This window comes from Paenibacillus terrae HPL-003 (assembly GCF_000235585.1).
GTDB classification, from domain to species: Bacteria; Bacillota; Bacilli; order Paenibacillales; family Paenibacillaceae; genus Paenibacillus; species Paenibacillus terrae_B.
Genome location: NC_016641.1, coordinates 1,907,220 through 1,932,544 on the forward strand (window position 1 = coordinate 1,907,220; position 25,325 = coordinate 1,932,544).

Sequence of the window (25,325 nt, forward strand, 5' to 3'; positions counted from 1 at the left end):
TTATATCAGTTCAGGACAGTAAATTGAGGTGGAGGGAGCAGATGGAAAGTGTATTATAAATATAAAATAAATATTACTAATAATTTAGTGTTGATGATCCTGTTTAGGGATTGCTTCTAGTGAATCTAAATCAGTGGTGTTATTTGATAAACTTGTTTATAAGAGGAGGGGAAATATGTCATTTTTGTATAGCTACGATATTCACCTGCCCAGCCAGCTTGATCCTAACCGCACGTATCCGACCATTTTTACACTGCACGGTAAAGGGTCCAATGAACAAGACATGTACGGAGTTGTGGAGCCGCTGTCGGAGGAATTTATTATCATCGGCATTCGAGGAGATCTACCTATGGGCGGGGGATTTCAATATTATGAGCTGAAAAGTCTGGGCAATCCGCTGCGCGAGCAGTTTGATCGGGCTATCGAGCAGCTTCAGGCATTCGTACAATATGCCACAGATAAGTATCCGGTTGATCCTGGCAAACGGTATTTCCTCGGGTTCAGTCAGGGCGCGATTTTGTCGATGTCGCTTGCACTTACGCTGGGCAACCCATTGAAGGGGATTGTGGCGATGAACGGCTATGTGCCTGATTTTGTGAAAACGGAATACGCGCTGCAAAGCACGGAGGACGTATCCGTATTTATTTCCCATGGCGAATACGATTCCGTATTTCCAGTGAGAATCGGCCATGAGACGGCGGCGTATTTCCAGACCCGAACTTCTCACTGCACATTCAAAACATACCCGACAGACCACGGTGTCTCACCCGACAACCAGCGGGATGTGCTCCAATGGCTGCGTGAGGATGCTACTTTACATTAGCTTGATTGCGATACAAAGTACCTGAAAATGATATACTAATGTCAAATAACATATTATATGATGCCCGATTATGGACAATTTGTCTTACTTCAAATACAGGATATTTTAATGGAGGTGTCTGAGATGCGATGGGAAGAAGTTAAAGAACGTTTTCCCAATGAATGGGTCGTACTTGAGGCAACCAAAGCCTATTCAAAGGATGGTCTGCGTTTCATTGAAGAAATGACCGTAATTGATACATTCGATGATTCGACTAATGCTTTTAAGCGGTATAATGAGCTGCACAGAGTAGATCCTCAGCGTGAGTATTGTTTTTTCCACACCTCTCGTGCCAAGGTTACGGCAAAAGAACGCTATGTGGGGATCAGGGGGCCTAGACGAACATTACAGAAATATATGAGCTTCCCTTTGTCAAGGTCAAAGTAACATTTAGGGGAGAAGAGTTAACTTTAAGCAAAATGCTGCTAGATACTGGTTCTGCCAGCACGCTTCTGAATGCAGATATAGTACGAGAAATAGGAATGGTTCCAGAAGGAAATGATGATGTTGATATTATACGAGGCGTGGGTGGTGTAGAATATGTCTACACTAAATTTCTGGATTCCATTACACTCGAAGAATCGACACTCAAGAATTTTCAGGTGGAAATTGGAAGTATGGATTATGGTATGCAGATTGATGGGATACTGGGCTTTAATTTCCTCAAATTGGTTGGAGCCGTTATTGATGCTAAAGCAATGGAAGTAAGAGTTTGTATGTCAAAGACGAAATAAAAAGACTGGTGGATCAGTCCACCAGCCAACCAATTCACTTTTATAAGGCATCCGTTTGTACAAACTCGCTAAAATGATCCTCCAACATCCTCAAAGACAGCTCGGCGGTTGTAGCGACCATCATATCGGCTCCTTGCATTTGCAAGGGCGTGCCTACACCGACTGCGAACATTCCTGCACTCTTGATCGCTTGTATGCCCGCCTGAGCGTCCTCTATACCGATACAGTCGGCAGGCTGAACACCCAGATTTGCGGCCCCGGTGAGGAAAATTTCCGGATCAGGTTTGCCATGCCGAATGGCGGTAACATCCACCACACTGTCAAAATAGTGCGTCAGCTCCAGCCGCTCCAGGATAAACGCTGCATTTTTGCTCGCGGAGGCCAACGCAATCCCAATCCTGGCGTCGCGTAACTCCGTCAGAAGTGCATGGATGCCTGGTAGTACGTCTGCCGGAGTCACAGCCGAGATGAGCCGTTGGTACTCGGTGTTTTTTCGTGCGGCCAGTTCTCGCTTGTCTTCGTATGAATACGCTTCGGATCGGTTGCCACGCCCCAATATTTTGTCGAGTGACTCTGTGCGGCTGATTCCTTTGAGCTGCTCATTAAATTCCCGATCAAAAGGAATGCCCAACGTCGCCGCCAAGCTGCCCCATGCCTGAAAATGATATTCGGCGGTATCTGTAATCACGCCGTCCAAGTCAAAAATCACTGCCTTCATGTGCTTCCCCCCTTGTCTGCCCGTATTATGAAACACTGTTCGTCATTAACGGCTGCCCATGGGTAATGTGCGTTGGCTGTCCATACAGCTCCAGCGTCAGGGGGGCTCCGTCCAACAGCGTAATGATCACTTCATCTTTCTGCACAAGAATACTCAGCAAGCGACCGCGATAGTTGATTTTAAACGTATATTTGCTCCAGCCCTGAGGTAGGAAGGGGGAAAAGCTCAACGTTTCACGATACGTTCTCATCCCGGCAAAACCCTGCACAATCGCCAGCCAGCTTCCTGTCATGGAAGTAATATGCAGTCCGTCCTCGGTATCGTTATTATAATTATCCAGATCCAGACGAGCCGTCCGTTGATACATCTCGACTGCTTTATCCTCCATTTTGAGCTCGGCAGCCAGCACGGCGTGAATGGACGGAGACAGACTGGATTCATGAACGGTCATCGGCTCATAAAATGCAAAATGGCGTTCTTTTTCCTCCAGCGTGAACTGATCTCCGAAGAAATACAGACCCTGTAGCACATCCGCCTGCTTGATGAAGCAGGAACGGAGGATTTTATCCCATGACCATTTCTGATTTAGCGGCAGATTACTCGGATCGAGGGAGGATACAGGCTGCAAATCCTTATCCAGAAAGGTATCGTGCTGTACAAATATGCCCCGTTCCTCATCGTAGGGATAGTACATGCGGTTGATGATATCCTGCCAATGCCCAAGCTCATCCGCGGTAACAGCCAGCTTCTCTGATTTCTCTGCCGGAATTTGAGGCAAGACCGATAACGTATATTTTAAAACCCACGCAGCCAATGTATTGGTATACCAATTGTTATTGACGTTGTTTTCGTATTCGTTCGGTCCGGTAACCCCGTGGATCATATACTGCTGATGGCGATGGGAAAAATGAACCCGGTCGGCCCAGAAGCGGCTGATTTCGACGAGTACATCGATTCCGTAGTCCTGCAAATAGGCCAAGTCGCCCGTATAGTTGGTGTAATTGTAAATGGCATACGCAATGGCCCCGTTACGGTGAATTTCCTCGAAGGTAATTTCCCATTCGTTGTGACACTCCACACCCGTAAAGGTGACCATAGGATACAATGCCCCCCGCAGTCCTTGCTGGGCTGCGTTATGCTTGGCACCCTCCAGTTGATGATAGCGGTATAGCAGCAGGTTTTTAGTTACGTCGGGATCTGCCAGCGCCAAATACATGGGTACAGCGTACGCCTCCGTATCCCAATACGTGGCACCGCCATATTTTTCACCCGTAAAGCCCTTGGGGCCAATGTTCAGGCGTGCATCTTCACCGTAGTACGTAGAGAATAGCTGGAAAATGTTAAAACGTATTCCCTGCTGGGCCTCCGTGTCCCCTTCGATTTCAACATCCGCTTTGTCCCAACGTCCGTCCCAAGCGGCGATATGCTCCTGCTTAAGCAGCGCGTATCCTTTGTTCACAGCTTCCACGGCGATGCGTTCAGCTTGTGGAATCAGCGCATCCTTTTCCATGTCACGTGAGGTGGTGACGGCTACGATTTTTTGCAGATGAGCACTGTCACCTGGAGCAACGGTATATTGATAGTGGCGTGCAGCATACAAAAAGCCCTCTTCCGTCGTTTGCTGATCTTGTCCTGCGGTCACAATGCCCATGGTAGCGTTTACGGTAAAACGCGGAATACCAAACGGATTATCTATCGTCGTGGTGGACAGGCTGACGAATTGTTCCTGAACCTCGCGTGCTTCCTCCAGCCAGAACACCTCATCATAGTTAGTGTCCTCATTTCTCGTATTACCGTCCAAATAAGGAACAAGCTCAATCGTTAGAGGCTGCACGCCTATATTGGTTGCCCTGTAATCAATCAGGCATAGTTCACGAGTGGTGATGCTTAGAAAACGTTCCGTGGTGATACGAACCTGACCGTTCACGGTACAGGCGCGCCGCAGGATACCCTGCTTCATGTCCAGTTCCTGCACAAAATCACTGATGTGTGCCGTAAATAAATCCACTTCCTGCTGGTTTATGATCAGACCGATGCCGATAAAATTCATGGCATTGATAACCTTGCCAAAATACTCGGGATAGCCGTTTTTCCACCAGCCAACCTTTGTTTTGTCGGGGAACCAGACACCAGAGATATAAGTTCCTTGATGATGATCACCTGAATAGGCTTCTTCAAAATTGCCGCGCATGCCCATATAACCGTTGCCTATGGACATGATGCTTTCTTGTAATCGCATGTGTGTTGTATGTAGAGTGTGGGTTGTCAGCTTCCAGTTATCTACGTCAAATAATCGGTTATAAACCATGATTGCGTACCCCTCTCGGAAAATGAATTCGTTGTTTTAACGAAATCAGTATATGAGCGAGTTCAGTATATAGTGCAACCGATTGCCCTGTCAACGCAAAAAACTGATTTTATGGATGTCCACAAAATCAGTTTTTGGTTCATTCCTCGGAGGATGGCAGCTTCTGACTGGATTCGCGTTCTACGATCCGGTGGGGAACGATGATATGTTTGGTCAGTTCCTTGGGGTCTTCGATTTTTTCGATCAGACTTTTGGCCGCCTGATAACCAAGGGTGAAGATATCAATATCTACGGAAGTAAGAGGGGGGTTCATCAGCTCAGCCAGCATCAGATTGTTAAAGCTCACCATGGAGAGCTGTTCCGGCATGGACACGCCCAGTTGAGACAGAAATTTCTGTACAGCCATCGCTACAAGGTCGTCATTGACGATCATAGCGGTAGGCGGCGGGGAAACCTGCAATAGCGTCCGTATGTCCTCCAGGGTAAAAGGCTCCCTGACAACGTACTCGTCCGGTAGAGGCAAATGGGCCTCCCGCAGCGCATCCTGATAGCCCCTGAGTCTTTCGGTATTCACAGTGCGTTCATGATCTCCGCCAACATAAGCAATACGCTGATGATTCAGATGGATCAAATAAGTGACCACGTCCTTGGCGGCCTGGTAGTTATCGTTGTCCACATGAGTGGTTTCACTGATAAATTGCTGAGGCTTGCCAATTACAGTGTAGGGTATTTTTTCTCTATGAAAATACTCCACGATTTTATCCTCTTGCTTGGAATACAGGACAATATAGCCGTCAACTCGTCCGGTTCGCGTCATTAGCTTCACGCGGGATAGCAATTCATCGCTCGTTTTTCCTGTGACAATCGACAGTGTATAGTTATGCTCATTTACCCATTCGCTGATCCCACGAAGGCTTTCCGGAAAGAACGGGTTTTGAAAGATCGCCACATCCGATTCAGGCATAATAATGCCAATCGACTGTGTGACACGGTTAGCCAAACTTTGGGCTGAATAATTGGGCTCATAGCCAAGCGCCTTCATTTCTTTGCGGACACGTGCCTTGGTGGCCTCGCTGATTTTGGGGCTGTCTTGAATGACGCGGGACACGGTGGAAGTAGCAACATTGGCACGCTTTGCGACATCTTTGATGGTTACTGCCATCGTCTTCTTCTCCTTTTGCTATCTCAAGCAGGAAATATTATGTTCTATCATACGATATTGGCTTAAAATCAACAAATTCGCGGCTTTTTTCCGAGAAGTATGCTGCCAATACTCAAGATATTTACATTCAGGGTATTGCCAATAGAAAGCGATATCATTATAATAATCGTGCAACCGATTGCATATTATTTACGAGGTAACAAACAACGCTGTACATACTATATGGATGGAGATTGATGGAGAAATGAAAAAACTTCTATCATTTGATTTTTGGCAAAAGCTTGGGAAAGCACTGCTTGTGGTTGTCGCCGTCATGCCAGCGGCCGGAATTATGATTTCGCTCGGTAAAGTGGTGGCAATGCTGGCTGGTGATGTTCATGTCTGGTTGACCGTCGGCGGGGTCATGGAAAATTTGGGTTGGGGCATCATTAACAATTTACACATTCTGTTTGCAGTGGCGATCGGCGGTTCCTGGGCTAAGGAACGGGCGGGCGGGGCTTTTGCCGCCTTAATTGCTTTTATCCTTATTAATATTTCAACAGGAACAATTTTGGGCGTCTCCTCGAAGATGCTGACGCAGGAGGGGGCAACCACTCACACTCTCTTTGGTGTGACCATTCCGGTCAGTGGCTATTTTACCTCTGTTTTGGGGGCACCTGCACTCAATATGGGTGTGTTTGTCGGTATTATTGCCGGGTTCGTCGGGGCAGTTGTCTTTAACAAGTACTATAATTACCGCAAGCTGCCGGATGCTTTGGCCTTTTTTAACGGTAAGCGTTTTGTCCCTTTTGTCGTGATTTTATGGTCTGTCATCGTCAGTGTGATCATGTCTGCTATCTGGCCATTTATCCAGGGAGGGATTAACCAGTTTGGTGTTTGGTTGGCGACCTCGGGGGAATCGGCTCCTTTTGTAGCGCCATTTGTCTATGGTACACTGGAAAGACTGTTGATTCCCTTCGGGCTTCACCATATGCTTACGGTCCCTATTAACTATACTCAACTTGGTGGCGTTTACACGACGCTTACAGGTTCCGGGGCAGGAAGCGTCGTTGCCGGGCAAGATCCGCTGTGGCTGGCTTGGGCAAGTGACCTGAGTGCGCTTCGTGGTACCGATCCGACAGCCTACAATAGCTTGTTGGAAGGCGTGACGCCTGCCCGCTTCAAGGTAGGACAAATGATTGGCGGAGCAGGAATCCTTATGGGACTGGCGGTGGCGATGTATCGCCGTGTAGACAAGGATAAGCGGAGCAAATACAAGTCGATGATTTTTTCAGCCGCCGCTGCTGTCTTTTTGACAGGGGTAACGGAGCCACTGGAATTTATGTTTATGTTCGTAGCGCCTGTACTGTACGTCGTTTATGCTATTCTTACCGGAATTGCGTTCGGAATGGCGGACATTATACATTTGCGTTTACATTCGTTTGGTATGATTGAACTGCTGACTCGATTACCGTTGTCTATAAATGCTGGTTTGGTGCAGGACATTATCAATTTCGTGCTGACTTGTGTTGTATTTGCAGTGGTGACTTATTTTATCGCTTATTTTATGATCGGCAAATTCCAGATGGCTACACCGGGGCGGCTGGGGAATTATACAGATGAGGAGCCTCAGGAGGCTGCCGAAGCAGGAACTACGGAAACAGAGGGTGTGGCGGCTGCTTTAACGCGGAATCAACTGGCTGCTGCTTCAGCGCAAAATCAACTGGCTACGGACATCATCAAAACGCTTGGGGGTGAGCAGAACATTGTCGAGGTCGATGCTTGCATGACCCGTCTGCGTGTGACGGTCAAAGATACGGATGCTGTCGGGGACGAAAAAACATGGAAAGCACTGGGCGCTCTGGGCTTAATTAAAGTAGATAACGGGGTACAGGCGGTTTACGGACCGAAGGCCGATGTGCTCAAATCAGATATACAAGACATACTCAACAGGTGATTACTTTGAAATTGTTAACCTTAAATGTACATGCTTGGATGGAAGAAAATCAGCTTGAAAAGCTAAAACAACTGGCTGCTTTTATTCATGAGCAGCAGTTCGATATCATTGCTTTGCAGGAAGTGAACCAGTCTATGGACGAGGCTCCTTTATCGCCGGACGATTTAGGCGCTTACTATAGTGCTGATCCTGAGGTGGTCATTAAGCGTGATAATTACGCTTATGTGCTGAACGGGTTATTGTCCAATACTTATTATTGGACGTGGGCCCCCGCACATATTGGCTTTGCCAAATACGATGAGGGCTTGGCGATTTTGTCCAAAACACCGATTACAGACACGGTGAACGAATATGTTTCCTCGCTACGGGACTATGACAACTACCGCTCGCGTAAAATTGTGGGCGTGCAAACTGTGGTGGATGGAGTGTCGGCATGGCTTGTGAGCGGGCACTACAACTGGTGGAACGATGAGGAATCCTTCCGTGGACTATGGGACCGTACAACGGAGGTATTGAACCCTTTTGCACCGACGCCTGTTTTTATGATGGGGGATTTCAACAATGCGGCCGAAGTGCGCGGGGAAGGGTATGACTATGTATTGCAATCCGGCTGGTCAGATACCTATCCGAACGCAACGGTACGTGATGAAGGCCACACAGTCATCAAAGCCATTGCAGGCTGGGAAAGTAACGCCGAACCGCTGCGCATTGACTATATTTTTTCTAATAAGCCCGTACAGGTTCAATCTTCAACCGTCGTGTTGAACGGAAAAACGGGATCCGTCGTATCCGATCATTTCGGGGTTGCAGTTGAATTGGAACTGTAATTATAGGTAAAGGAACAGGCTGCCTGCTTATGCAAGTGGCCTTTTTCTTGAGGATTTTAACTTTAACCGAATGAAGTACTGGATAACAATAGCCATAAGAACCAATATCATATTGTAATAAAAAGGGGCATTTATGTTAAAGCGTTCAATGAGTATGCCTGCAATGATTGGAGAGACAATGGCCCCTAATTCCGAAAATGATACGACATTGCCGATAAATGAACTTCTATTTTCCTCAGGAATGGCATCCCCCAGTTGGGAGTAAAAAGAATCCAGATAACTGGCTCCGCCAATGCCTCCGATGAACATCCCCAAGTATACGATCCATGGATCCTTGAACCAAAGAAACAAGGCTATTTCCACCATGATCAGCAATAGCCCGATGATACTGAGCATTAAGCGATCTTTGAGCAGATCGGAACCTTTGCCAATAAAGGGTGCCGATACAAACGTCGATACCCCGATGATTGTAAAAGCCAAGCTGATTTCTACAGGGCTCCAATGGAGCTTGTAGGTTGCATACACCGAGAAGTACGTTAAAAATATAGCGAATGCACTCATTTCAAGGAAATGAACAGCGGAATAGAGCACTAGCTGTTTCGTTAGCGTGGTTTTTCTTTTCGATTCCTGAAGGGGTTCGTGCTGCTGCCGAGGTTGAGAGGTGGAACTGGAGAACGTCATTCTGGAGACGGCAACGAAGGATATACAAGAAAAAATAGCGACGAAATAGAACGGAACAGCTAAAGTAAAATAGGAAACAATGATTCCACTCATGATAGGTCCCAAAATCGTACCTGCACCTTCGCTGCTGCTGATATATCCATTGAGGATGCCTCGATTCTCTGTGGTACTGATCTGGTTAATGGTGACTCTTACAAAGACGGTTAATCCTATCGCCACCAAGCCTTGAAGGAGTCTAAGGATGGATAGAATGAAGAAGCTTTCTGCAACCGGGAACAAGAGCATACAAATGATTTCAGCGAAGAGTAAGCTCAGTCCCAAGCGCTTTGCGCCAACCTTTTCATAAATTCGTCCTGCCAAGCCTCCACCTAGAAATCTTCCCACATAAAATAGAGAAAATAAAATACTCATGCTGAGTGCGGTTATGTTGAACTGTTCTACATAAATAGCAAAGAGTGGGAGGATCATACTCCCACTCATGTTAGCAATCAGGCTAATGATAATCATATAGACGATATCACGGTTTAAATATAAGCGCCTCTTCATATCCTCGAAACCTCTCTTTGATTATGCATAATGGAGGTGATTCTCCCTAGGATACGCAGGTGTGTTCCTCATTGTGCCTGAATTCCCAAGGGTGTAGTTTCCCTTTAAGCGGGAAAGCCCCCTCCAGGCGGCGGCCAAGCTCCATAAATACGGCGCAGCAGCACGATTTCGCCCAAATGATATGAGTTGTGGGAAGCGATATTCCGCAGCAGTCCCGCTTTTGTTTCACCGGGGAAATGGGCCAGCGAATCATCCAACTGTGCGGTTTCGGCAATCTTTACAGCCTGATCTACGCCCTGTAAAAATTCGTTGATGACAGCTTGCCATGCTTCTTCACTTTGTGGTCCGGCTTCTTCCGGCCAGCTTTCCATCACATTGCCTGGAAGCTGGGGCTTCCGGCCTTCCAAATGCTCCAGCATAAATCGCTGCCAGTAGCTCATATGCTTCAACAGTTGATAAATGCTGTAGGGCATTTCTGCATTTTTCTTACCTGCTAGTTCGACATCGATGTCCGGCAAAGCCCGAGCCACTCGGATATGTCCACGTTCACCGACCAGCGATTTAACCAGTGCTTGACCGAATAATTGGTTTGCATCTGACATGAATTGATCATCCCTTCTATGGAGAGTATGTTCCTAGCATGTTCTCATTTTACGATTATACAATTAAATTTTTGGAAATGAAAATTATAGCATGGTTTGCGAGAGAGAAGAATTTTCAAAAAAATAATTGATAATTATTCTCAATGCAGTTACAATAAAATTGTTTCATGAGAAACGAAAAATCATAAGTCATTATGATTTTTTATTTAAGCGCGAAAATGTTAAAGGGGAGCTTTTCGTACCTTATATTGTTTCTTTCGAAACAAAATTAAGATATAATGAACGGAGTGATACGCCAAAGGAGTGACTATCGGTTTGTATGGAAAAAGCCACAACCATTCAGCACGTCTATGACCTGCTTATCAAAACGAACCATCAGCTGGAGCAGTATCAGCAGAGAGAGAGCATGTCTATTCTGGAAGAAGTCCACGAGCATTTTGACGGGGTTGCTTCGCTCAAACTGACTGATGTTCACGTCATTGACTGTATTGGAAGGCATGAGCCCATTAATGTTACGACATTAGCGGATCGGATTGAGTTGAGCAAAGGTACAGTTTCGAAAGTCAGCACCAAACTGCTCAAGGAAGGCTGGATTCGCAGAACCCAGCTTAACGACAACAAAAAAGAGATTTATTTTCGTCTAACCCCGTTGGGTAAAAAGCTTTTTCTTGTGCATGAGCGGCTTCACAATAAAGTACAGCATCAGTTGCTTCAATTTCTAGATCGTTACAGTACGGAGGAATTAAATGTCTTGAAACGCTTGTTGTCCGATGGTGTCGGTTTCTTTGGTGCAATGGAACGCCAGGACAAGGGTGTGGAACCAAAAGACTAGAAGATCATCAGCATTTTTTAACCAAATGGCATCTGCGTAACCCTCCTCATGTGGTGGACACATGAGGGATATGCAGGTGCCTTTTCAATGTAACAACCTTTTGGCCTCCATATAGAACACCTGTACAAATTTTTTCGTATTAATACGGGCTTGGGACAGTGAGGGCTCCACATTGTTTTGCAGCTCCAGCATTTTTTTGCGGATTTCTGTAAAATCAAAAAATTTGGACGCATAATTTTCAAATTTTGGGTGGGTGTAATCCGTCAATCCGAGCGACACGATATGGCTTAGTGTCTGGAAAATAGCGCGGCGGACGCGTTGCTCAGATGCCTTGATTTCCTTACTCAGCTCTGCCGCAGAAGCCGAGCTTCCCAGCCGTTTCAAGGCTACATTCGCGAAGATATCCTTCAATGGCGGGAACAGATAGGGGGATAGGTTACCCGTATCTTCCTCATACTGATCCAGATATTCCAGCATGTCCAGCAAATCCATACTGCCCGCTTCGCCGATCATTCCCATTTCGGAGAGCAGAAACTGCCCGGAAGTTGTGATGCTTTTGGTCGATTCTACCGTTGTCGATGGTCCTTTCGATGTGAACATCGATAGTCCCTGTAGCGTGCGCTGGATATCCGTGATCGATTGCTGCATACGCAAACGTTCGGACACCTTATGAATCACCGCAATAATCTCCAGCCGATTCAAGGGCTTGGCAATGTAGTATTCAATACCGAGCGAGTAGGCCTCGCCGATCATGTTTTTGGATTCAATACGGGAAATCATAATGATTTTGCCGCTGAAATGATCACCGAGAGCACGCACCGTCTGAATGCCATCACGAATCGGCATCAGCAAATCAATGAGCAATACATCAATCTGGCTAAGCTCCAATAAATCGCTGTTCACATAGGAACCGTCCTCCGCTTCCCCGATAACCTCACCGAGACCTTCATCTTCAATAATGTCTGCCAGCATAGAACGAATTCCCTGATCGTCATCTACAATATAAAAACGCATCCGGGCTATCTTCCTTTCTCCGTCAGTTTCCGTAAAGGCAATGTGACTGTAAAAGTGGTCTGTACCCTATCTGTGTGTTCTTCTTCCTGTTGCAGCACAATCGTTCCTTCGAGGCTCTCCGCGACCTCGCGCACATAAAACAATCCCATGCCAGTCGAAGGCTGTCCTTCATCATCATACTTGGTTGTATACCCCGGTGTGAAGACCATTTCCCGTTTGCGCTGAGGAATCCCGGGGCCGTTGTCCGTGACACTAAAGGCCACCGTGTCCTCTTTTCCCGGTAGAAACCGAATGGAAACGTCAATCCTTCCGCTGTCCTTCATCGCTTCAACCGCATTGGCTGTCAGGTTATTAATAAGTGTCAAAACCGTATAAACATGCAACTTGGGCAGCAAAGAGTCAACATTCAGGGTGAAATGAATAGACTTGTCCAGCGCTTGTGCATATTTGTGATTCGTTCGGACGATCAGCTCCCCAAGCTCGCGAGAAGGCATGTAATGCACTCCGCTTTCTGCATCAATCAGCTTGGACAGCCCGGCATAAATCCGCTGACTGTCTTTTTTGATTTCATGAACCTGTCCGGAAATACGAAGCGCCTGTCTGGCGTAGCGGTCCCTGTCTTCCAAGGACTCAGCCTGCTGCAACTCCCGGTACAGCTCGTAGCTTTCACGGGTGATTTGCTCGGTGTGCGACAGGGTTTTGCCGAGCTGCACGGACTCCTCATACAGATCCGATACCAGGAGTAGAATCCGCTCAGTCTGCTGTCTTTGGGCCTCTTCATGCTGAACGGACTGCTTCAGGCGAATGATATTATAGAACCCGAGCACGAAGAAGCTGCGGATCATGGCGATAAGCACCACCTTGCCCATCTTGACGATGTCCCAGAATTCCCCGTCAATGCTCCGTCGGACGCTAAGTTCCGCCACGCTTGCCGCAACCTCTATACCCACGGAGAGGATGCCTACCCGGAGAGCGCGGTAAGGCTCGGCATTAATGTTAAGGACCTGAAAGAGCAGGCCGTAGACCATGTAATAAAAAAAGGTAGGCCCGTGCATGGTCACCAGCTCTCCGAAGGAAGGACCGGGAAGGGTGAAATAACTGAGTGAGATGCGAAAGGCCACCACGGCTAAGCCAGTAAGCAGTCCCGATACAGCGGGCGGAATATGACGAATGGATAACAGAAAGAAAAAAAATACAGGCGTGCCGAAGCTGAGACGAAATGTATTAGAGAACGGGTGAATATTTAGCTCGCCCGCCAACGGTACGAACACAAGCATAAGCAGGAAAAGGAGGATATTCAGCTTCATAATTATTCACCTCCTGTGTATTCGATCAAAAAGGCAATGTGAGATAAATTCACAATCCAACATTAAAGTGGTGAATTTATTGAAAAAAAACAAATACAGGTGTAGATAATTGTCGGTTTTTATAGATCAGACTGTAGTATAAATAACACCATTTGAATATTAAGTACAGCATACTGAAAAAATATACAAATAGGGGGGAGACACAAAGTGAAAAAGATTAATTTGACGATCCAAATCTTTATCGGACTGGCTTTAGGTATTATTATTGGTGCCTTATTTTACGGCAATTCAGGGGTGGAAGTCTACTTAAAGCCGATCGGCGATATTTTTATCCGGTTGATTAAGATGATTGTCGTGCCTATTGTGATCTCAACTCTCATTATCGGCGTAGCCGGCGTCGGAGATATGAAAAAATTGGGTAAACTCGGTGGAAAGTCTATTCTTTACTTTGAAATTGTAACGACGATTGCCATCCTTTTCGGACTGCTCGTTGCCAATCTGGTTCGGCCCGGAGACGGCGTGGATATGTCTCATCTGGCCAAGACCGATATTCATAACTATGTGGAGACAGCAGAAAAGACAGGCCACAGCTTTATGGATACGATTGTGCATATTGTACCTACTAATATTATTCAGTCGTTGGGCGAAGGGGATATGCTGGCCATTATCTTCTTCTCCGTATTGTTCGGACTAGGGGTAGCGGCGATTGGTGACAAGGGCAAGCCTGTATTGGGTTTCTTCGAAGGTGTAGCTGACGCCATGTTCTGGGTAACCAATCAGGTGATGCGCCTGGCTCCTTTTGGTGTATTTGCACTGATCGGAACGACAGTAGCCAAGTTTGGACTGGCTTCGTTGTGGCCGTTGCTCAAGCTCGTCTTGTCCGTGTACGGCTCCATGCTGTTATTCATTGTGATTGTTTTTGGAATTATTGCCAAGCTTTGCGGTACCCGTCTTTGGACGATGGTTAAAATTTTGAAAAGCGAGCTGCTGCTGGCTTACTCGACCGCCAGTTCGGAAAGCGTCCTGCCCAAGATCATGGAGAAGATGGAGAAGTTCGGTTGTCCTAAAGGGATTACTTCCTTCGTCATTCCGATTGGATATTCCTTTAATCTGGACGGTTCCACCTTGTATCAGGCACTGGCTGCGGTTTTCATTGCCCAAATGTACGGCATTGACCTGCCAATCACTACACAAATCACACTGGTAATAGTGCTGATTATTTCTTCCAAGGGCATTGCAGGCGTGCCGGGCGCTTCCTTTGTAGTTTTGCTCGCTACACTGGGATCAGTGAACCTTCCGCTGGAAGGCTTGGCCTTTATCGCTGGTATTGATCGTATTCTCGATATGGCGCGTACGGTAGTCAATGTATTAGGCAACTCGCTTGCCGCCGTAGTCATGTCCAAATGGGAAGGGGAATACGATAAGGAAAAAGGCGAGGAATACGCTGCTTCTTTAAAATAAGATTGAATGAATTGAATATTCGCCAAAAAGAACACTCTTGCAGAGTAAGTGCAAGAGTGTTCTTTTCATTTCCACAGGTGTTATATATATCCAACATTCGACTTTTTTTGATATTTTATTTATGAAAATTTGGGCATATGGTCTTAAAAAATGGTTCTTTTTACCTAATTAAATTCAATTTTATTTATAATGATTATTGATAATATTCCGATATAAAATATACCGTTTCAAACATTGGCTCAGAAGGGAAGATCCTATAATGCTTTTCAAAAAAAACGAGACTCAATCATTTGCTCCTTTAGTGGAAGAAAGCCGCAAATTGTCGCAAAGAATTCAGCAGAAGGACTATTCTGCCGCAATACAACTATCCTCTGCGTCTGCTGAGGCTCAAGAAATCGCAAACAATGTCAACCAAGCGCTTGAATCCATCAAGAATGAGGCTCAACACACCGATATTCGTCTGAAGCTCGTCACCAAGGCGATTGAAGTCGGCTTATGGGATATGGAGGTTATTGCAGGTGATCCCGTGAATCCAAACAATACGTTCACATGGACAGATGAATTCCGCTCCATGCTGGGGTATCAGAGCGAAAAAGATTTCCCCAATGTATTGGATAGCTGGGCATCCCGGTTACATCCGGAGGATTATGACTGGGCATTGGCAGCGTTGGCAGATCATTTGCTGGATCATACCGGAAAAACTCCTTATGACATTCAGTATCGCTTAAAGCTGAAGCATGGCGAATACCGTTGGTTCCGCGCGACTGGAACGACCATTCGAGATCAGCAAGGAGTGCCACTGCGAATCGCAGGCGTTTTGTTGGATGTGCATGACCAAAAGATCAAGTCCGAGGAGCTGGAGGGCATGGTTACAAGGTATGACCTTGTTAACCGTGTATTATTCGAAGCTCCATACGACATCATCCTGGTTGACGGAGATTTAGAGAATCCAAATAGTGAATTTTGGTGGTCACCGCAATTCCGCAACACGCTGGGCTTTAGTAATGAGCAAGACTTCCCGAGTGTGCTTAGTAGCTGGAGCTCACGCTTGCATCCAGATGACGTTGAAATAGCGTTTAAAGCGTTGGCCGACCATTTGAATGATCTCTCAGATCGTACTCCTTATGAAGTAACTTGCCGCTTGCAGAATAAAAATGGCGAATATCGCTGGTATTATAACAGTGGGAGAAGCATACGTGACAGTAAGGGAGTGCCGATTCGCATGGCAGGTACCATCCGTGATGTAACGTTGGAGAAGCAAAAGCAAGCCGTTGCGGATGAATTGACCCTCAAAATACAGCATCTCTCGGATTCCATCTCGGAAATGGTGAATGGTGTCAACTCGGTTAGTAATCAGGCGCAGGAGCTGGCTACCGCTCAAGAGCAATCGACTGAGGCGGCTAACCAGGCTAAAGTCAGCGCAGAGGAGACACAAAACATTTCTAACTTCATTAAAGAGATTGCCAATCAAACGAATCTGCTTGGGTTGAATGCGGCTATCGAGGCATCCCGTGCGGGTGAACAGGGTCGCGGCTTTGCCGTAGTTGCTGATGAAGTAAGGAAGCTTGCCATTCACAGCGCCGATGCGACCGGAAATATTGAGACCAGCCTGGATGAAATGAAAAAACTCATCGAGCAAATTTTGCATAATATCGGCAACATGTCTACGCTGACACAGACACAAGCCGCATTAACACAGCAAGTCAATGCATCCACAGATGAAATCAACAGCATGTCCAAAGCATTGCTGGATTTTGCGAGAACTATGTAAGTAACATTGTAAGTAACATTCTTCTAAGCGTTGGTAAGAATTAGGCCGGGCGTAGTCCTGGTCTCTTTACTGATTTTGGAAAATGGATTATAATCCTCAAGAGTGACTCCGAAAGTTACAACTTACAACGATTTTGCGTGGAAAAGAGGAATACGCTTGAGCTTGATAAGTTCAATATTGGTGGGAATTGTTGCTCTGGAGCATGTGTACATTTTAATATTGGAAATGTTTTTGTGGACGACTCCACGGGCGATGCGCACGTTCGGCACCTCCAAGGAGCTGGCGGAAGTAACCAAGTCTCTGGCGGCAAATCAGGGATTGTATAACGGCTTTTTGGCTGCTGGATTGGTGTGGGGCTTGTACTACCCGGACGCTGTGATCGGCTGGCAAATTCAGCTGTTCTTTGTCATTTGCGTGGTGGTAGCTGCGGTGTATGGTGCATTGACGTCCAATAAGTCTATTTTATTGAAACAAGGGTTACCCGCCATACTGGCATTAATCAGTTTGCTGGTCTTCTGAAAGACACCCTAAACGGGTGTTTTTTTGCTAAATTCGATCACATAATGTCTGAATTCCTAATGACAAGGGGAATAGGTAGTTTTTAATTGATTGTAAATCCGATTATTCCGATTTATAATTTTTTTTATTACACACTTAGAGAACTCGGAGGCTAGAGACATGCGTCGTAATTGGACTGGTGTATTTGTATTAATCATATTAATGTTGGTGGTAAGTGCCTGCTCTGGCGGGAATCCCGGTTCTTCGTCTGCGACAAACGAAAGTGCAGCGAATACGAATGCTACAACAGCGGATAACGGGCAACCAAAGGATGGCGGCAGTCTGATCATCGGTGTACAAGCCGATCCGGTGGTGCTGAACCCGAACTATGCGGGGGATCGGGTGAGTCTGACGATAGATCAGGCGATATTCGCGCCTTTGTTTCAGGTGAATAATGGCAAGAAGACATTCTATTTGGCAGATAGCCTGACTCCTTCGACGGACAAGCTGACGTACACGCTGAAGCTGAAAAAGAATCTGACTTGGCATGATGGTCAAAAGCTGACGGCTGACGATGTGGTTTTCACGATTAATAAAATTTTGGACGAGAAGCAGCACAGCTTTTTGAGAAGTAATTTTATGATCAACGGCAAGCCGGTTCAGGTGAGCAAGGTTGATGATACAACGGTGGATTTCAAGCTTCCGCAGGCAGCTCCTGCTTTTGAAGCGGCGCTGGTACAGGTATCCCCGATTCCGAAGCATATTTTCGAGAACGAAGCGGATATTGAGAAAAGCACGAAAAACAACACTCCAGTCGGTTCCGGCCCGTTCAAGTTTAAAGAATACAAAACCGGTGAGTACGTGACGCTGGAACGGTTTGATAACTATTTTGGTGGCAAGCCGCATCTGGACTCTGTGACGTACCGAATCGTGAAGGATTCGAATGCTGCGAGCTTGGCGCTCCAGAATGGCGAAATCAATGTGAACTATCTGGACCCGCAAAACGTGGATACGATTAAGGCGACCGATAAGTTCGATATTTACCCTTATAGTGAAGGCCGCTTGGCTTACCTGATGTTTAATGAAAACAGCGATACCAAGCAGCTGAATAAAAAAGAAGTACGTCAGGCGCTCTCATACGCGCTGAATCAGGATGAGTTGATTCAGGTATCTTATGGCTCCAAGGATTATGCGGATACTGCGAAGTCTGCACTGACACAGGACGTGCTGTATCACACGAATGATGTTCCATTTTTCAATAATGATGTGAACAAGGCGAAGGAACTACTGAAATCGGCTGGAGCTGAAGGACTGAAACTGCGCATTATTATTCCGGGCGGTAATAAGGTGCAAGAGGCACAAGCGCTGTACATTCAGCAGAAGTTGAAGGACATCGGCGTTCAGTTGGATGTAAACAGCATGGATTCCTCGGCTTGGTCGCAAAAATTCGTCGATACGAATGCCAAGGACTTCGATCTGGCGATCAGCGGCTATATCATGGGTTATGACCCGGATGCGTACCGTATCTTGTACAGCACCGGATCGTCCTCCAACTATTCGCATTATTCCAACAAAGAAGTGGATAAGTTGATGGAAGAAGGCGCGGCGGAGTCGGATACGACCAAACGTGGAGAAATCTACAAAAAGGTACAGGAGATTTTGGCTGATGATGCAGTTATCTACCCGATTGCTTATACCAAAACGATTGTAGCATTCGACAAGCAGTATGGCGGCATTGATCAGGCTGTGCTGAAACCGGTCGTAATTTTCGAAGATTTGTCCAAAATTTATCACAAATAAGACAGGGTTTTCAAAAAATAAGCTGGGAGAACCAGCTTATTTTTTTCGAGAACAGCAAGGGGAAGAGAAACGTATGAGACAACTCATCGCCAGAAGATTGCTGCAAGTTATACCGATGCTATTTTTCGTATCCATCGTCTGCTTCGGCCTGATCAAGCTGGCTCCAGGTGATCCGGTTCTCTCTTTTGTTACACCGAATATGCATCTGGAAGATATCGAACGTATGAGGCACAGCTTGGGGCTGGATCAGCCTGCTTATGTGCAGTACATGTTATGGCTCAAAAAAAGTCTCACAGGTGATTTGGGCTACTCGCTGATTAATCACCAGCCTGTACTGGATCAAATTCTGGATCGTCTCCCAGCTACCGCTGGATTAATGGGCGCATCCATCATACTGGCTGTTCTGATTGCGATTCCACTCGGCTTGACGGCTGCGGCCAACCGGAACCGCTGGATCGACAAGCTGATTAACCTGATGTCGTACATCGGGATTTCTGTACCGCTGTTTTGGCTCGGCATTTTGCTTATTTATTTGTTTGCTATTTATCTGCATTGGCTTCCAAGTACGGGGATGCGGACCATTGGAACGGACTCGGCGCTCGATGTGATCAAGCATGGGATTTTACCGTGTTTTGTACTGGCCTTCGGGTTTTTATCTGTGTATGTGAGGTATATCCGTTCCAGTACAATAACGCAGCTCAAGGAAGAATATGTGCAGATTCAATATGCGTTCGGGTCTGGAAAACGACTGGTTTTATTTCGGCATGTGCTCAAGCATGTGCTGTTGCCTATCATTACGCTGCTCGGTATGTCGGTTGCAGATCTGGTAGCCGGAGCCATTGTGACCGAGACGGTATTTTCCTGGCCGGGCATTGGCTCGCTGGGCATGACGGCGGTAAAAGGGATGGATTATCCCGTTATCATGGGCATTACACTGTTTTCCGCCCTGCTGCTGATCCTGGGCAATCTGCTAGCGGATATTTTATACAGCATCGCGGACCCGAGAATTAAATCAACGAGGTGAACTCATGAATCGGAGCAAATGGCGCAACATCGGGATCGAGCTGATGACGAGCAAAATGGGTGCCGCAGCCCTCATTATATTGATCGTATTCTCGCTGGGGGCAATCTTCGCTTTTTTGTCGCCGCAGGACCCGAACAAGCTGAACGTGCTGGAACGACTCCAACCGCCAGGAGCGGTACACTGGTTTGGAACGGATGACTACGGCCGAGACTATTTTACAAGGGCGCTGTACGGCGGTCGTGTATCTTTGCTGGTGGGCTTCGCATCCATGATTATTGCGACCAGTATTGGCGCAGTAGTAGGCATTGTAAGCGGCTATTTCGGCGGATGGATTGATAATTTGCTCATGCGGATTTTGGAGCTGATCATGTCGATTCCGTCTTTTTTGGTTATTTTGCTGTTGAGTGTGTTTTTGAAGCCGGGCGTCGGCAATATTATTGTCATTATCGCTCTGCTGATGTGGATGAATATTGCCCGGGTGGTTCGGGCAGAGACGATGACGTTGCGGGAACGGGAATATGTGCTGTACGCCAAAGCTTCGGGACAAAGTACGTTTGGCATTATTCTCAAGCACATCGTTCCCAACCTGATTCCGGTGATTATCGTAGGGGCGACGAATAATATCGCTTCAGCCATTATGATGGAATCATCACTGAGCTTCCTCGGCTTTGGTGTGCAACTGCCGAACGCTACTTGGGGCAGTATGCTGAATAATGCCCAAGGATATATTGCACAGGCGCCATATATGGCGTTATTTCCGGGGCTGCTTATTTTATTGACCGTACTGAGCTTTAATGTTTTGGGGGATGTGCTGCGTGTAGGCTTTGAACCCAAGCTGGTGAAACGATGATTCACAGCTACAAGACCCATTACAAATGGCTCCAGGAGCGACGGAAAGGAGCGAAAATACAATGACTGAACATCTGCTGTCTGTCGACCAACTGGAGGTTTCCTTTTTCACTCGTGAGGGGGAGAATCAGGCGGTTCGAGGGGTTAGCTTTCATATTGATGCTGGAGAAACGATAGGAATCGTAGGAGAATCCGGTAGCGGTAAAAGCGTTACAGCCAAAGCCATCATGTCCATGATTGCCCCGCCGGGCAAACGGCTGAATGGCGATATCCGCTACCGGGGAGAAAGTCTGACGGCTCTAGCGGAAAAGCAATGGCGCAAAATACGCGGGAACCAGATTGCGATGGTCTTTCAGGACCCGATGACCTCGCTGAACCCGGTCAAGAAGGTCGGCTATCATCTGGTCGAGGTGATACGCAGACACCGGGGACTGAGCAAGGAGGCGGCTACGAAAGCCGCAGTGGAATTGCTGCGACAGGTGGGGATTACCGAGCCGGAGCACCGGATGAACCAATACCCGCATCAATTCAGCGGGGGGATGCGTCAGCGGGTAATGATCGCGATGGCGCTGTCGTGCAGCCCGGAGCTGCTGATTGCTGACGAGCCGACCACAGCGCTGGACGTGACGATCCAGGCGCAAATTCTGGAGCTGCTCAAGACGTTGAAGCAGCAATCCGACATGGCGATTGCCCTGATCACCCATGATTTGGGCGTCGTCGCCCAGGTGTGCAGCCGTGTCATCGTGATGTACGGCGGCATGGTGATGGAGGAGGGGCGCGTGGACGATATCTTTTATCGTCCGGCCCACCCGTATACGCAGGGCCTACTGCGCTCTGTACCGCAGCGCACGAACGGCTTCCGCGAGCGGCTGGTGCCGATTGAGGGCACGCCGCCGGACCTGCTGGACCCGCCGTCCGGCTGTCCGTTCATGGAACGGTGCCCTCATGCCTTTGCCCGCTGTGTAGAGCGGCCACCAATGGTGGAGCTTCGCCCGGATCAGCGGGCGGCCTGCTGGCTGAACGGGCCGGACGCTGTGCCTGCCGGAGTTTACGAGACGCCCGAAGCGGGCCATGCGGAAGGGAGGGGTTAACGTGAGTGAAGCGAGCAATGCAATGGGCGAAAGTCAGCCCTTGGTGGAGGTACACCAGCTTAAGAAGCATTTTGTAACAGCCAAGGATCTGTTAGGGCGCAGCTCCGAGGTGCTCAAGGCAGTTGACGGCGTGAGCTTCCAGATCAAGCGTGGTGAGACGTTCGGACTGGTCGGCGAGTCGGGCAGCGGTAAATCGACGGTTGGACGCTGCCTGACGCGGTTATACGATTATACGGAAGGCATGGTGCGCTTTGACGGTCAGGATATTTCCAAACTGAACGATAAGCAGCTCAAGCCGCTGCGTCGGCGCATTCAGAGCATTTTTCAGGACCCGTATTCCTCTCTTAATCCGGGTATGAACGTGCTTGAACTGATTGGCGAGCCGATGGACATCCATAGATTGCATCAAGGAAGTGAGCGTAAAGACGCAGTTGTGGCTTTACTTGAAAAGGTAGGGTTGAAGCGGGAGCATTTGTACCGCTACTCGCATGAGTTCAGTGGCGGACAACGCCAGCGTATTTCTATCGCGCGTGCTTTATCCGTGAATCCCGAGTTCATCGTCTGCGATGAGCCAATCTCAGCGCTGGATGTGTCTATCCAGGCGCAGGTCATTAACACGCTGGAGGATCTCCAGCAGGAATTCGGGCTGACGTATCTGTTCATCGCCCATGATTTGTCGATGGTGCGGCATATTTCAGATCGGATCGGAGTAATGTACCATGGACGATTGGTAGAGGTAGCTGATGCAGATGAGCTGTATGAGCAGCCGGCTCACCCTTATACGCAGGCGCTGTTGTCCTCCATTCCCGTGCCTGACCCGAGAGCGGTCGGAGAGCGGGACGGTTTTGGGGAGGGGATCGCCCAACCAAACGGTTCTTTGGCATGGGACAAGGACGGTGAGAGTGCCACTGAGCTGCGTGAAATCAGCCCTGGCCATTATGTAGCGTACCCGGTTAACCGTTAGGTTAAGGCTGGTGTACGATGTACGTGATCAACAAGGAGGCGAAAAACGATGACTGAATCGACGAAAAGAGTACGTATTTCCCAATGGGACGCGCTCATGCTGGAATCTTTACGCGCATTAGGCTGGTCTGATGAGGAGCTAATCCGTCGGGTGCAGCACAATGAACTGCCGTCGGATGGACAGTCCGATTTTGATTATGCAGAGCTTGCCACTGGGCTGGCGTCCAAAGAGCCGGAGATTTTTGCAAGCGCCGTAGCTGACGGATATCAGATCAAGTACAACACGATACGGGGCATCCGTTCATGGATTGCCGCTGCGTTTGGGCGGGAGCCTGAGCTGTCACTGGAGGAAGGAAGCGAAGCCGTTACGACCGAACTGACGCAAGCCCAGTATGACCGGCTGGAGCGTGTGCTGTCGCTTGGTTGGTCGATACAGGAATTACTTCCTGCGACTGGTGATGTTGCGGGATTGTACCGGATTGTGCCTGCTGCCCAGATCAAAAGGTAATTTTGTAGGGTTCGTTCTGCAAAATCAAGAGAAGTGGAAGGCCGTAATTAAATGTTACCATAAGATATAACCTTTCTGGATAATACTTTTTTTCGTTTTTATTAGAAACTAATTGGGCCGATACGAGAGTGTCTAAGTCGATCTAGGTGCCGCGGTTTAGACGCTCTCGCTCTTACCCACCTACGGAGCAAGGTTAAAGGTTGAGAATCGGATTTAGAAGGTATGAGGGATTGTGTGCACTACGCTATTCATAATGCCTATGTGCGGTATCTAGAAAGGCATAGTTCGTTTTGATTTATTTTTGTTCATCAGGGATATCAATAAAGAAATTTGTTGGATCAACTGGTTTTTGTCCTAGGTTTATTTCCTTCCCATTATTATCAATGAAACTGTAACTGATTTCTCCAATGGTTGCCATGAAGTTAAAATGGGCTACTCGATTTTGAATCGTAGGTTTCTGACCATCTTGTTCTAACAATTTATAAGGCAAAAATGATAGACCATTGCTTTCCTTTTTGGTTGAGTCAGAGTGTGCCGTCCATATTAATTCAACCCGATCGTTGTTAATTTTATAGTAAGAAATTACATCCATTTCCTGAATGAAAAACGAATCTGATTTGCCTTCAGGAAAATAATAGTCTGTGTTCAGATTTTCGTACCCTTTGGGTGTAAATTCTTTCAAGTTGCTAACTTTAGGAAGTTTGATTGCTGCTCCTCTGGATACATTAAGCTTATCCGATGTATATTTGTTTTTTATTTCATTGCTTGCCTTTGCTACATAGACCGTTTGGGATTTTGGATTCCAGGAGACATACGCACCGGATGAATCGGCTATAAATCGCAGAGGGACCATAACCCGTCCGTTTCTCAAAGTTGTGGCAACAGGCAATGTTATTTTTTTTGAACCAATGGTTGTATTTTTTTGTCCAACTTTCAAAATTGTTTTTTTACCGCTACGGTCTATTACTACTGTCTTAGTAGTATTATTCCATGCAATGGATACCCCAGGTAAATTTTGAACAGCATTTAATGGAACCATCGTAGTCCCATGAGATTGATAAGCATCTTCAGAGGGTATACTTGAATTATTTACGATAACATGTGCCGAAGAAGCTCGTGCTGCTCCCGTACCTAAAGTAAGGCTCAAAATAGATATACATGCAATTTTTAAGACGAAGTTCATTGTTTGTACCTCCGTAAATGTATTTGTTGTTATAGATGAATAAAAAAAGAGAAAAGTTGCATCTATTTCATATTTATTCCATAAAATGGATTGAATGAACCGATTCCGTGATTCTTCTTACTGGTGATGATCCCTATTCTTATAGTATCTACCACGCTTGCTTTGCTCCTGATCTTTCTTTGAACCAATACAACCCCGGCAAGCAAAAAACAGGAAGCTCTTATTCATGAGCTACCTGTTTTTTTGAATTTTATTTTATGCTGGATCTAATTTTGTACTCAATGGAGCATAGTTGAATTATCCCCTACACTTATATAGGAGTTGGGCGCTGTAACTACACAATCTGAACATAAATTTTTTTCTGGATCAAGAAAAAAAACCTGCTTTATCCGATATTTATTCGGAATTGTGTACAAGGCACGAGAAGAGTCGAATTAAGGAGTATATTCGATTGTACAATTAACATCGACCACAGCAAAAGTGAAATAAGCTGTCTCCGGTAGAGCGACCGAAGCAGCTTATTGCCAAGGATTCTTTGTTTTTTGCGATAAGCTCAAGGAGTTTAGTTTTCATGCTCTGGACGGCATCTTTTTTTGGCATAAGGATAAATTTACTTAATCGTTTAATATCCTGATCGAAATATTGAAA

At 46.8% G+C, this 25,325-nt stretch carries 23 protein-coding genes; 15 read left to right on the plus strand and 8 right to left on the minus strand.

Annotation, left to right across the window (positions count from 1 at the left end):
• Positions 1 to 175: 175 nt before the first annotated feature.
• The 3 genes from HPL003_RS08735 to HPL003_RS08745 all read left to right on the plus strand — a co-directional run bounded on the left by HPL003_RS08735 (position 176) and on the right by HPL003_RS08745 (position 1,596).
• The gene (locus HPL003_RS08735; RefSeq protein ID WP_014279268.1) at positions 176 to 823 is read left to right on the plus strand and encodes an alpha/beta hydrolase; all 648 of its coding nucleotides are present in this window, start codon (positions 176 to 178) and stop codon (positions 821 to 823) included.
• Between the two features lie 123 nt (positions 824 to 946).
• Complete coding sequence (locus tag HPL003_RS08740) at positions 947 to 1,249, plus strand: hypothetical protein (RefSeq protein WP_014279269.1); 303 nt, start codon at positions 947 to 949, stop codon at positions 1,247 to 1,249.
• A gap of 32 nt (positions 1,250 to 1,281) precedes the next feature.
• The gene (locus HPL003_RS08745; RefSeq protein WP_014279270.1) at positions 1,282 to 1,596 is read left to right on the plus strand and encodes a retropepsin-like aspartic protease; all 315 of its coding nucleotides are present in this window, start codon (positions 1,282 to 1,284) and stop codon (positions 1,594 to 1,596) included.
• A 40-nt stretch (positions 1,597 to 1,636) separates the two neighbouring features.
• Here HPL003_RS08745 and pgmB read toward each other — a convergent pair whose 3' ends face one another.
• The 3 genes from pgmB to HPL003_RS08760 all read right to left on the minus strand — a co-directional run bounded on the left by pgmB (position 1,637) and on the right by HPL003_RS08760 (position 5,784).
• Positions 1,637 to 2,314, minus strand: coding sequence for a beta-phosphoglucomutase (gene pgmB, locus HPL003_RS08750; protein WP_014279271.1), 678 nt, complete (start codon positions 2,312 to 2,314; stop codon positions 1,637 to 1,639).
• Between the two features lie 25 nt (positions 2,315 to 2,339).
• Complete coding sequence (locus HPL003_RS08755; protein ID WP_014279272.1) at positions 2,340 to 4,622, minus strand: glycoside hydrolase family 65 protein; 2,283 nt, start codon at positions 4,620 to 4,622, stop codon at positions 2,340 to 2,342.
• Positions 4,623 to 4,761: 139 nt separating this feature from the next.
• Entirely contained in the window at positions 4,762 to 5,784 is a 1,023-nt protein-coding gene (locus tag HPL003_RS08760; RefSeq protein WP_014279273.1) for a LacI family DNA-binding transcriptional regulator, read from the minus strand.
• A gap of 244 nt (positions 5,785 to 6,028) precedes the next feature.
• Here HPL003_RS08760 and HPL003_RS08765 point away from each other — a divergent pair, with 244 nt between their 5' ends.
• Together HPL003_RS08765 and HPL003_RS08770 are read left to right on the plus strand one after the other, a co-directional pair.
• The gene (locus HPL003_RS08765) at positions 6,029 to 7,720 is read left to right on the plus strand and encodes a PTS transporter subunit IIBC (protein WP_014279274.1); all 1,692 of its coding nucleotides are present in this window, start codon (positions 6,029 to 6,031) and stop codon (positions 7,718 to 7,720) included.
• 5 nt (positions 7,721 to 7,725) lie between these two features.
• On the plus strand, positions 7,726 to 8,547 hold the full coding sequence (locus HPL003_RS08770; protein WP_043922339.1) for an endonuclease/exonuclease/phosphatase family protein: 822 nt from the start codon (positions 7,726 to 7,728) through the stop codon (positions 8,545 to 8,547).
• 27 nt (positions 8,548 to 8,574) lie between these two features.
• Here HPL003_RS08770 and HPL003_RS08775 read toward each other — a convergent pair whose 3' ends face one another.
• Entirely contained in the window at positions 8,575 to 9,774 is a 1,200-nt protein-coding gene (locus tag HPL003_RS08775; RefSeq protein WP_014279276.1) for an MFS transporter, read from the minus strand.
• A gap of 104 nt (positions 9,775 to 9,878) precedes the next feature.
• Positions 9,879 to 10,376: a DinB family protein gene (locus HPL003_RS08780; RefSeq protein ID WP_014279277.1), complete on the minus strand. Its 498-nt coding sequence runs from the start codon at positions 10,374 to 10,376 to the stop codon at positions 9,879 to 9,881.
• A 319-nt stretch (positions 10,377 to 10,695) separates the two neighbouring features.
• Here HPL003_RS08780 and HPL003_RS08785 point away from each other — a divergent pair, with 319 nt between their 5' ends.
• On the plus strand, positions 10,696 to 11,208 hold the full coding sequence (locus tag HPL003_RS08785) for a MarR family transcriptional regulator (RefSeq protein ID WP_014279278.1): 513 nt from the start codon (positions 10,696 to 10,698) through the stop codon (positions 11,206 to 11,208).
• 84 nt (positions 11,209 to 11,292) lie between these two features.
• On the opposite strand, the gene HPL003_RS08790 is transcribed toward HPL003_RS08785, so the two are convergent.
• Positions 11,293 to 12,222 (minus strand): response regulator, encoded by a 930-nt coding sequence (locus tag HPL003_RS08790; protein ID WP_014279279.1) that lies wholly within the window; start codon positions 12,220 to 12,222, stop codon positions 11,293 to 11,295.
• A 5-nt stretch (positions 12,223 to 12,227) separates the two neighbouring features.
• A complete protein-coding gene (locus HPL003_RS08795; RefSeq protein WP_014279280.1) occupies positions 12,228 to 13,529 on the minus strand; it encodes a sensor histidine kinase in 1,302 nt (433 codons plus the stop codon).
• A gap of 207 nt (positions 13,530 to 13,736) precedes the next feature.
• Here HPL003_RS08795 and HPL003_RS08800 point away from each other — a divergent pair, with 207 nt between their 5' ends.
• The 9 genes from HPL003_RS08800 to HPL003_RS08840 all read left to right on the plus strand — a co-directional run bounded on the left by HPL003_RS08800 (position 13,737) and on the right by HPL003_RS08840 (position 23,494).
• On the plus strand, positions 13,737 to 14,990 hold the full coding sequence (locus tag HPL003_RS08800; protein WP_014279281.1) for a cation:dicarboxylate symporter family transporter: 1,254 nt from the start codon (positions 13,737 to 13,739) through the stop codon (positions 14,988 to 14,990).
• A gap of 259 nt (positions 14,991 to 15,249) precedes the next feature.
• Positions 15,250 to 16,761: a methyl-accepting chemotaxis protein gene (locus HPL003_RS08805; protein ID WP_014279282.1), complete on the plus strand. Its 1,512-nt coding sequence runs from the start codon at positions 15,250 to 15,252 to the stop codon at positions 16,759 to 16,761.
• 156 nt (positions 16,762 to 16,917) lie between these two features.
• Positions 16,918 to 17,280, plus strand: coding sequence for a DUF1304 domain-containing protein (locus HPL003_RS08810; RefSeq protein WP_014279283.1), 363 nt, complete (start codon positions 16,918 to 16,920; stop codon positions 17,278 to 17,280).
• Between the two features lie 159 nt (positions 17,281 to 17,439).
• Positions 17,440 to 19,059: an ABC transporter substrate-binding protein gene (locus tag HPL003_RS08815; RefSeq protein WP_014279284.1), complete on the plus strand. Its 1,620-nt coding sequence runs from the start codon at positions 17,440 to 17,442 to the stop codon at positions 19,057 to 19,059.
• Positions 19,060 to 19,132: 73 nt separating this feature from the next.
• Entirely contained in the window at positions 19,133 to 20,083 is a 951-nt protein-coding gene (locus HPL003_RS08820; protein ID WP_014279285.1) for an ABC transporter permease, read from the plus strand.
• Positions 20,084 to 20,087: 4 nt separating this feature from the next.
• Positions 20,088 to 20,933, plus strand: a complete 846-nt coding sequence (locus HPL003_RS08825; RefSeq protein WP_014279286.1) for an ABC transporter permease — start codon at positions 20,088 to 20,090, stop codon at positions 20,931 to 20,933.
• Positions 20,934 to 20,994: 61 nt separating this feature from the next.
• Positions 20,995 to 22,023: an ABC transporter ATP-binding protein gene (locus HPL003_RS08830; RefSeq protein ID WP_014279287.1), complete on the plus strand. Its 1,029-nt coding sequence runs from the start codon at positions 20,995 to 20,997 to the stop codon at positions 22,021 to 22,023.
• A complete protein-coding gene (locus HPL003_RS08835; protein ID WP_043922340.1) occupies positions 22,004 to 22,987 on the plus strand; it encodes an ABC transporter ATP-binding protein in 984 nt (327 codons plus the stop codon). The genes HPL003_RS08830 and HPL003_RS08835 overlap by 20 nt, the downstream gene beginning before the upstream one ends.
• Before the next feature lie 48 nt (positions 22,988 to 23,035).
• Entirely contained in the window at positions 23,036 to 23,494 is a 459-nt protein-coding gene (locus HPL003_RS08840) for a hypothetical protein (protein ID WP_014279289.1), read from the plus strand.
• Between the two features lie 295 nt (positions 23,495 to 23,789).
• Here HPL003_RS08840 and HPL003_RS08845 read toward each other — a convergent pair whose 3' ends face one another.
• Positions 23,790 to 24,677, minus strand: a complete 888-nt coding sequence (locus HPL003_RS08845; protein WP_014279290.1) for a copper amine oxidase N-terminal domain-containing protein — start codon at positions 24,675 to 24,677, stop codon at positions 23,790 to 23,792.
• Positions 24,678 to 25,325 lie beyond the last annotated feature (648 nt).

Excerpts from the sequence above, each read along its gene's own strand:
- HPL003_RS08740 (WP_014279269.1), top strand. The coding sequence starts at position 947 with ATGCGATGGGAAGAAGTTAAAGAACGTTTTCCCAATGAATGGGTCGTA.
- HPL003_RS08825 (WP_014279286.1), top strand. The coding sequence starts at position 20,088 with ATGAATCGGAGCAAATGGCGCAACATCGGGATCGAGCTGATGACGAGC.
- HPL003_RS08760 (WP_014279273.1), bottom strand. The coding sequence starts at position 5,784 with ATGGCAGTAACCATCAAAGATGTCGCAAAGCGTGCCAATGTTGCTACT.
- HPL003_RS08795 (WP_014279280.1), bottom strand. The coding sequence starts at position 13,529 with ATGAAGCTGAATATCCTCCTTTTCCTGCTTATGCTTGTGTTCGTACCG.
- HPL003_RS08755 (WP_014279272.1), bottom strand. The coding sequence starts at position 4,622 with ATGGTTTATAACCGATTATTTGACGTAGATAACTGGAAGCTGACAACC.
- HPL003_RS08765 (WP_014279274.1), top strand. The coding sequence starts at position 6,029 with ATGAAAAAACTTCTATCATTTGATTTTTGGCAAAAGCTTGGGAAAGCA.
- HPL003_RS08820 (WP_014279285.1), top strand. The coding sequence starts at position 19,133 with ATGAGACAACTCATCGCCAGAAGATTGCTGCAAGTTATACCGATGCTA.
- HPL003_RS08735 (WP_014279268.1), top strand. The coding sequence starts at position 176 with ATGTCATTTTTGTATAGCTACGATATTCACCTGCCCAGCCAGCTTGAT.
- HPL003_RS08835 (WP_043922340.1), top strand. The coding sequence starts at position 22,004 with ATGCGGAAGGGAGGGGTTAACGTGAGTGAAGCGAGCAATGCAATGGGC.
- HPL003_RS08830 (WP_014279287.1), top strand. The coding sequence starts at position 20,995 with ATGACTGAACATCTGCTGTCTGTCGACCAACTGGAGGTTTCCTTTTTC.
- pgmB (WP_014279271.1), bottom strand. The coding sequence starts at position 2,314 with ATGAAGGCAGTGATTTTTGACTTGGACGGCGTGATTACAGATACCGCC.
- HPL003_RS08775 (WP_014279276.1), bottom strand. The coding sequence starts at position 9,774 with ATGAAGAGGCGCTTATATTTAAACCGTGATATCGTCTATATGATTATC.
- HPL003_RS08790 (WP_014279279.1), bottom strand. The coding sequence starts at position 12,222 with ATGCGTTTTTATATTGTAGATGACGATCAGGGAATTCGTTCTATGCTG.
- HPL003_RS08745 (WP_014279270.1), top strand. The coding sequence starts at position 1,282 with ATGCTGCTAGATACTGGTTCTGCCAGCACGCTTCTGAATGCAGATATA.
- HPL003_RS08805 (WP_014279282.1), top strand. The coding sequence starts at position 15,250 with ATGCTTTTCAAAAAAAACGAGACTCAATCATTTGCTCCTTTAGTGGAA.
- HPL003_RS08780 (WP_014279277.1), bottom strand. The coding sequence starts at position 10,376 with ATGTCAGATGCAAACCAATTATTCGGTCAAGCACTGGTTAAATCGCTG.
- HPL003_RS08845 (WP_014279290.1), bottom strand. The coding sequence starts at position 24,677 with ATGAACTTCGTCTTAAAAATTGCATGTATATCTATTTTGAGCCTTACT.
- HPL003_RS08840 (WP_014279289.1), top strand. The coding sequence starts at position 23,036 with ATGACTGAATCGACGAAAAGAGTACGTATTTCCCAATGGGACGCGCTC.
- HPL003_RS08815 (WP_014279284.1), top strand. The coding sequence starts at position 17,440 with ATGCGTCGTAATTGGACTGGTGTATTTGTATTAATCATATTAATGTTG.
- HPL003_RS08785 (WP_014279278.1), top strand. The coding sequence starts at position 10,696 with ATGGAAAAAGCCACAACCATTCAGCACGTCTATGACCTGCTTATCAAA.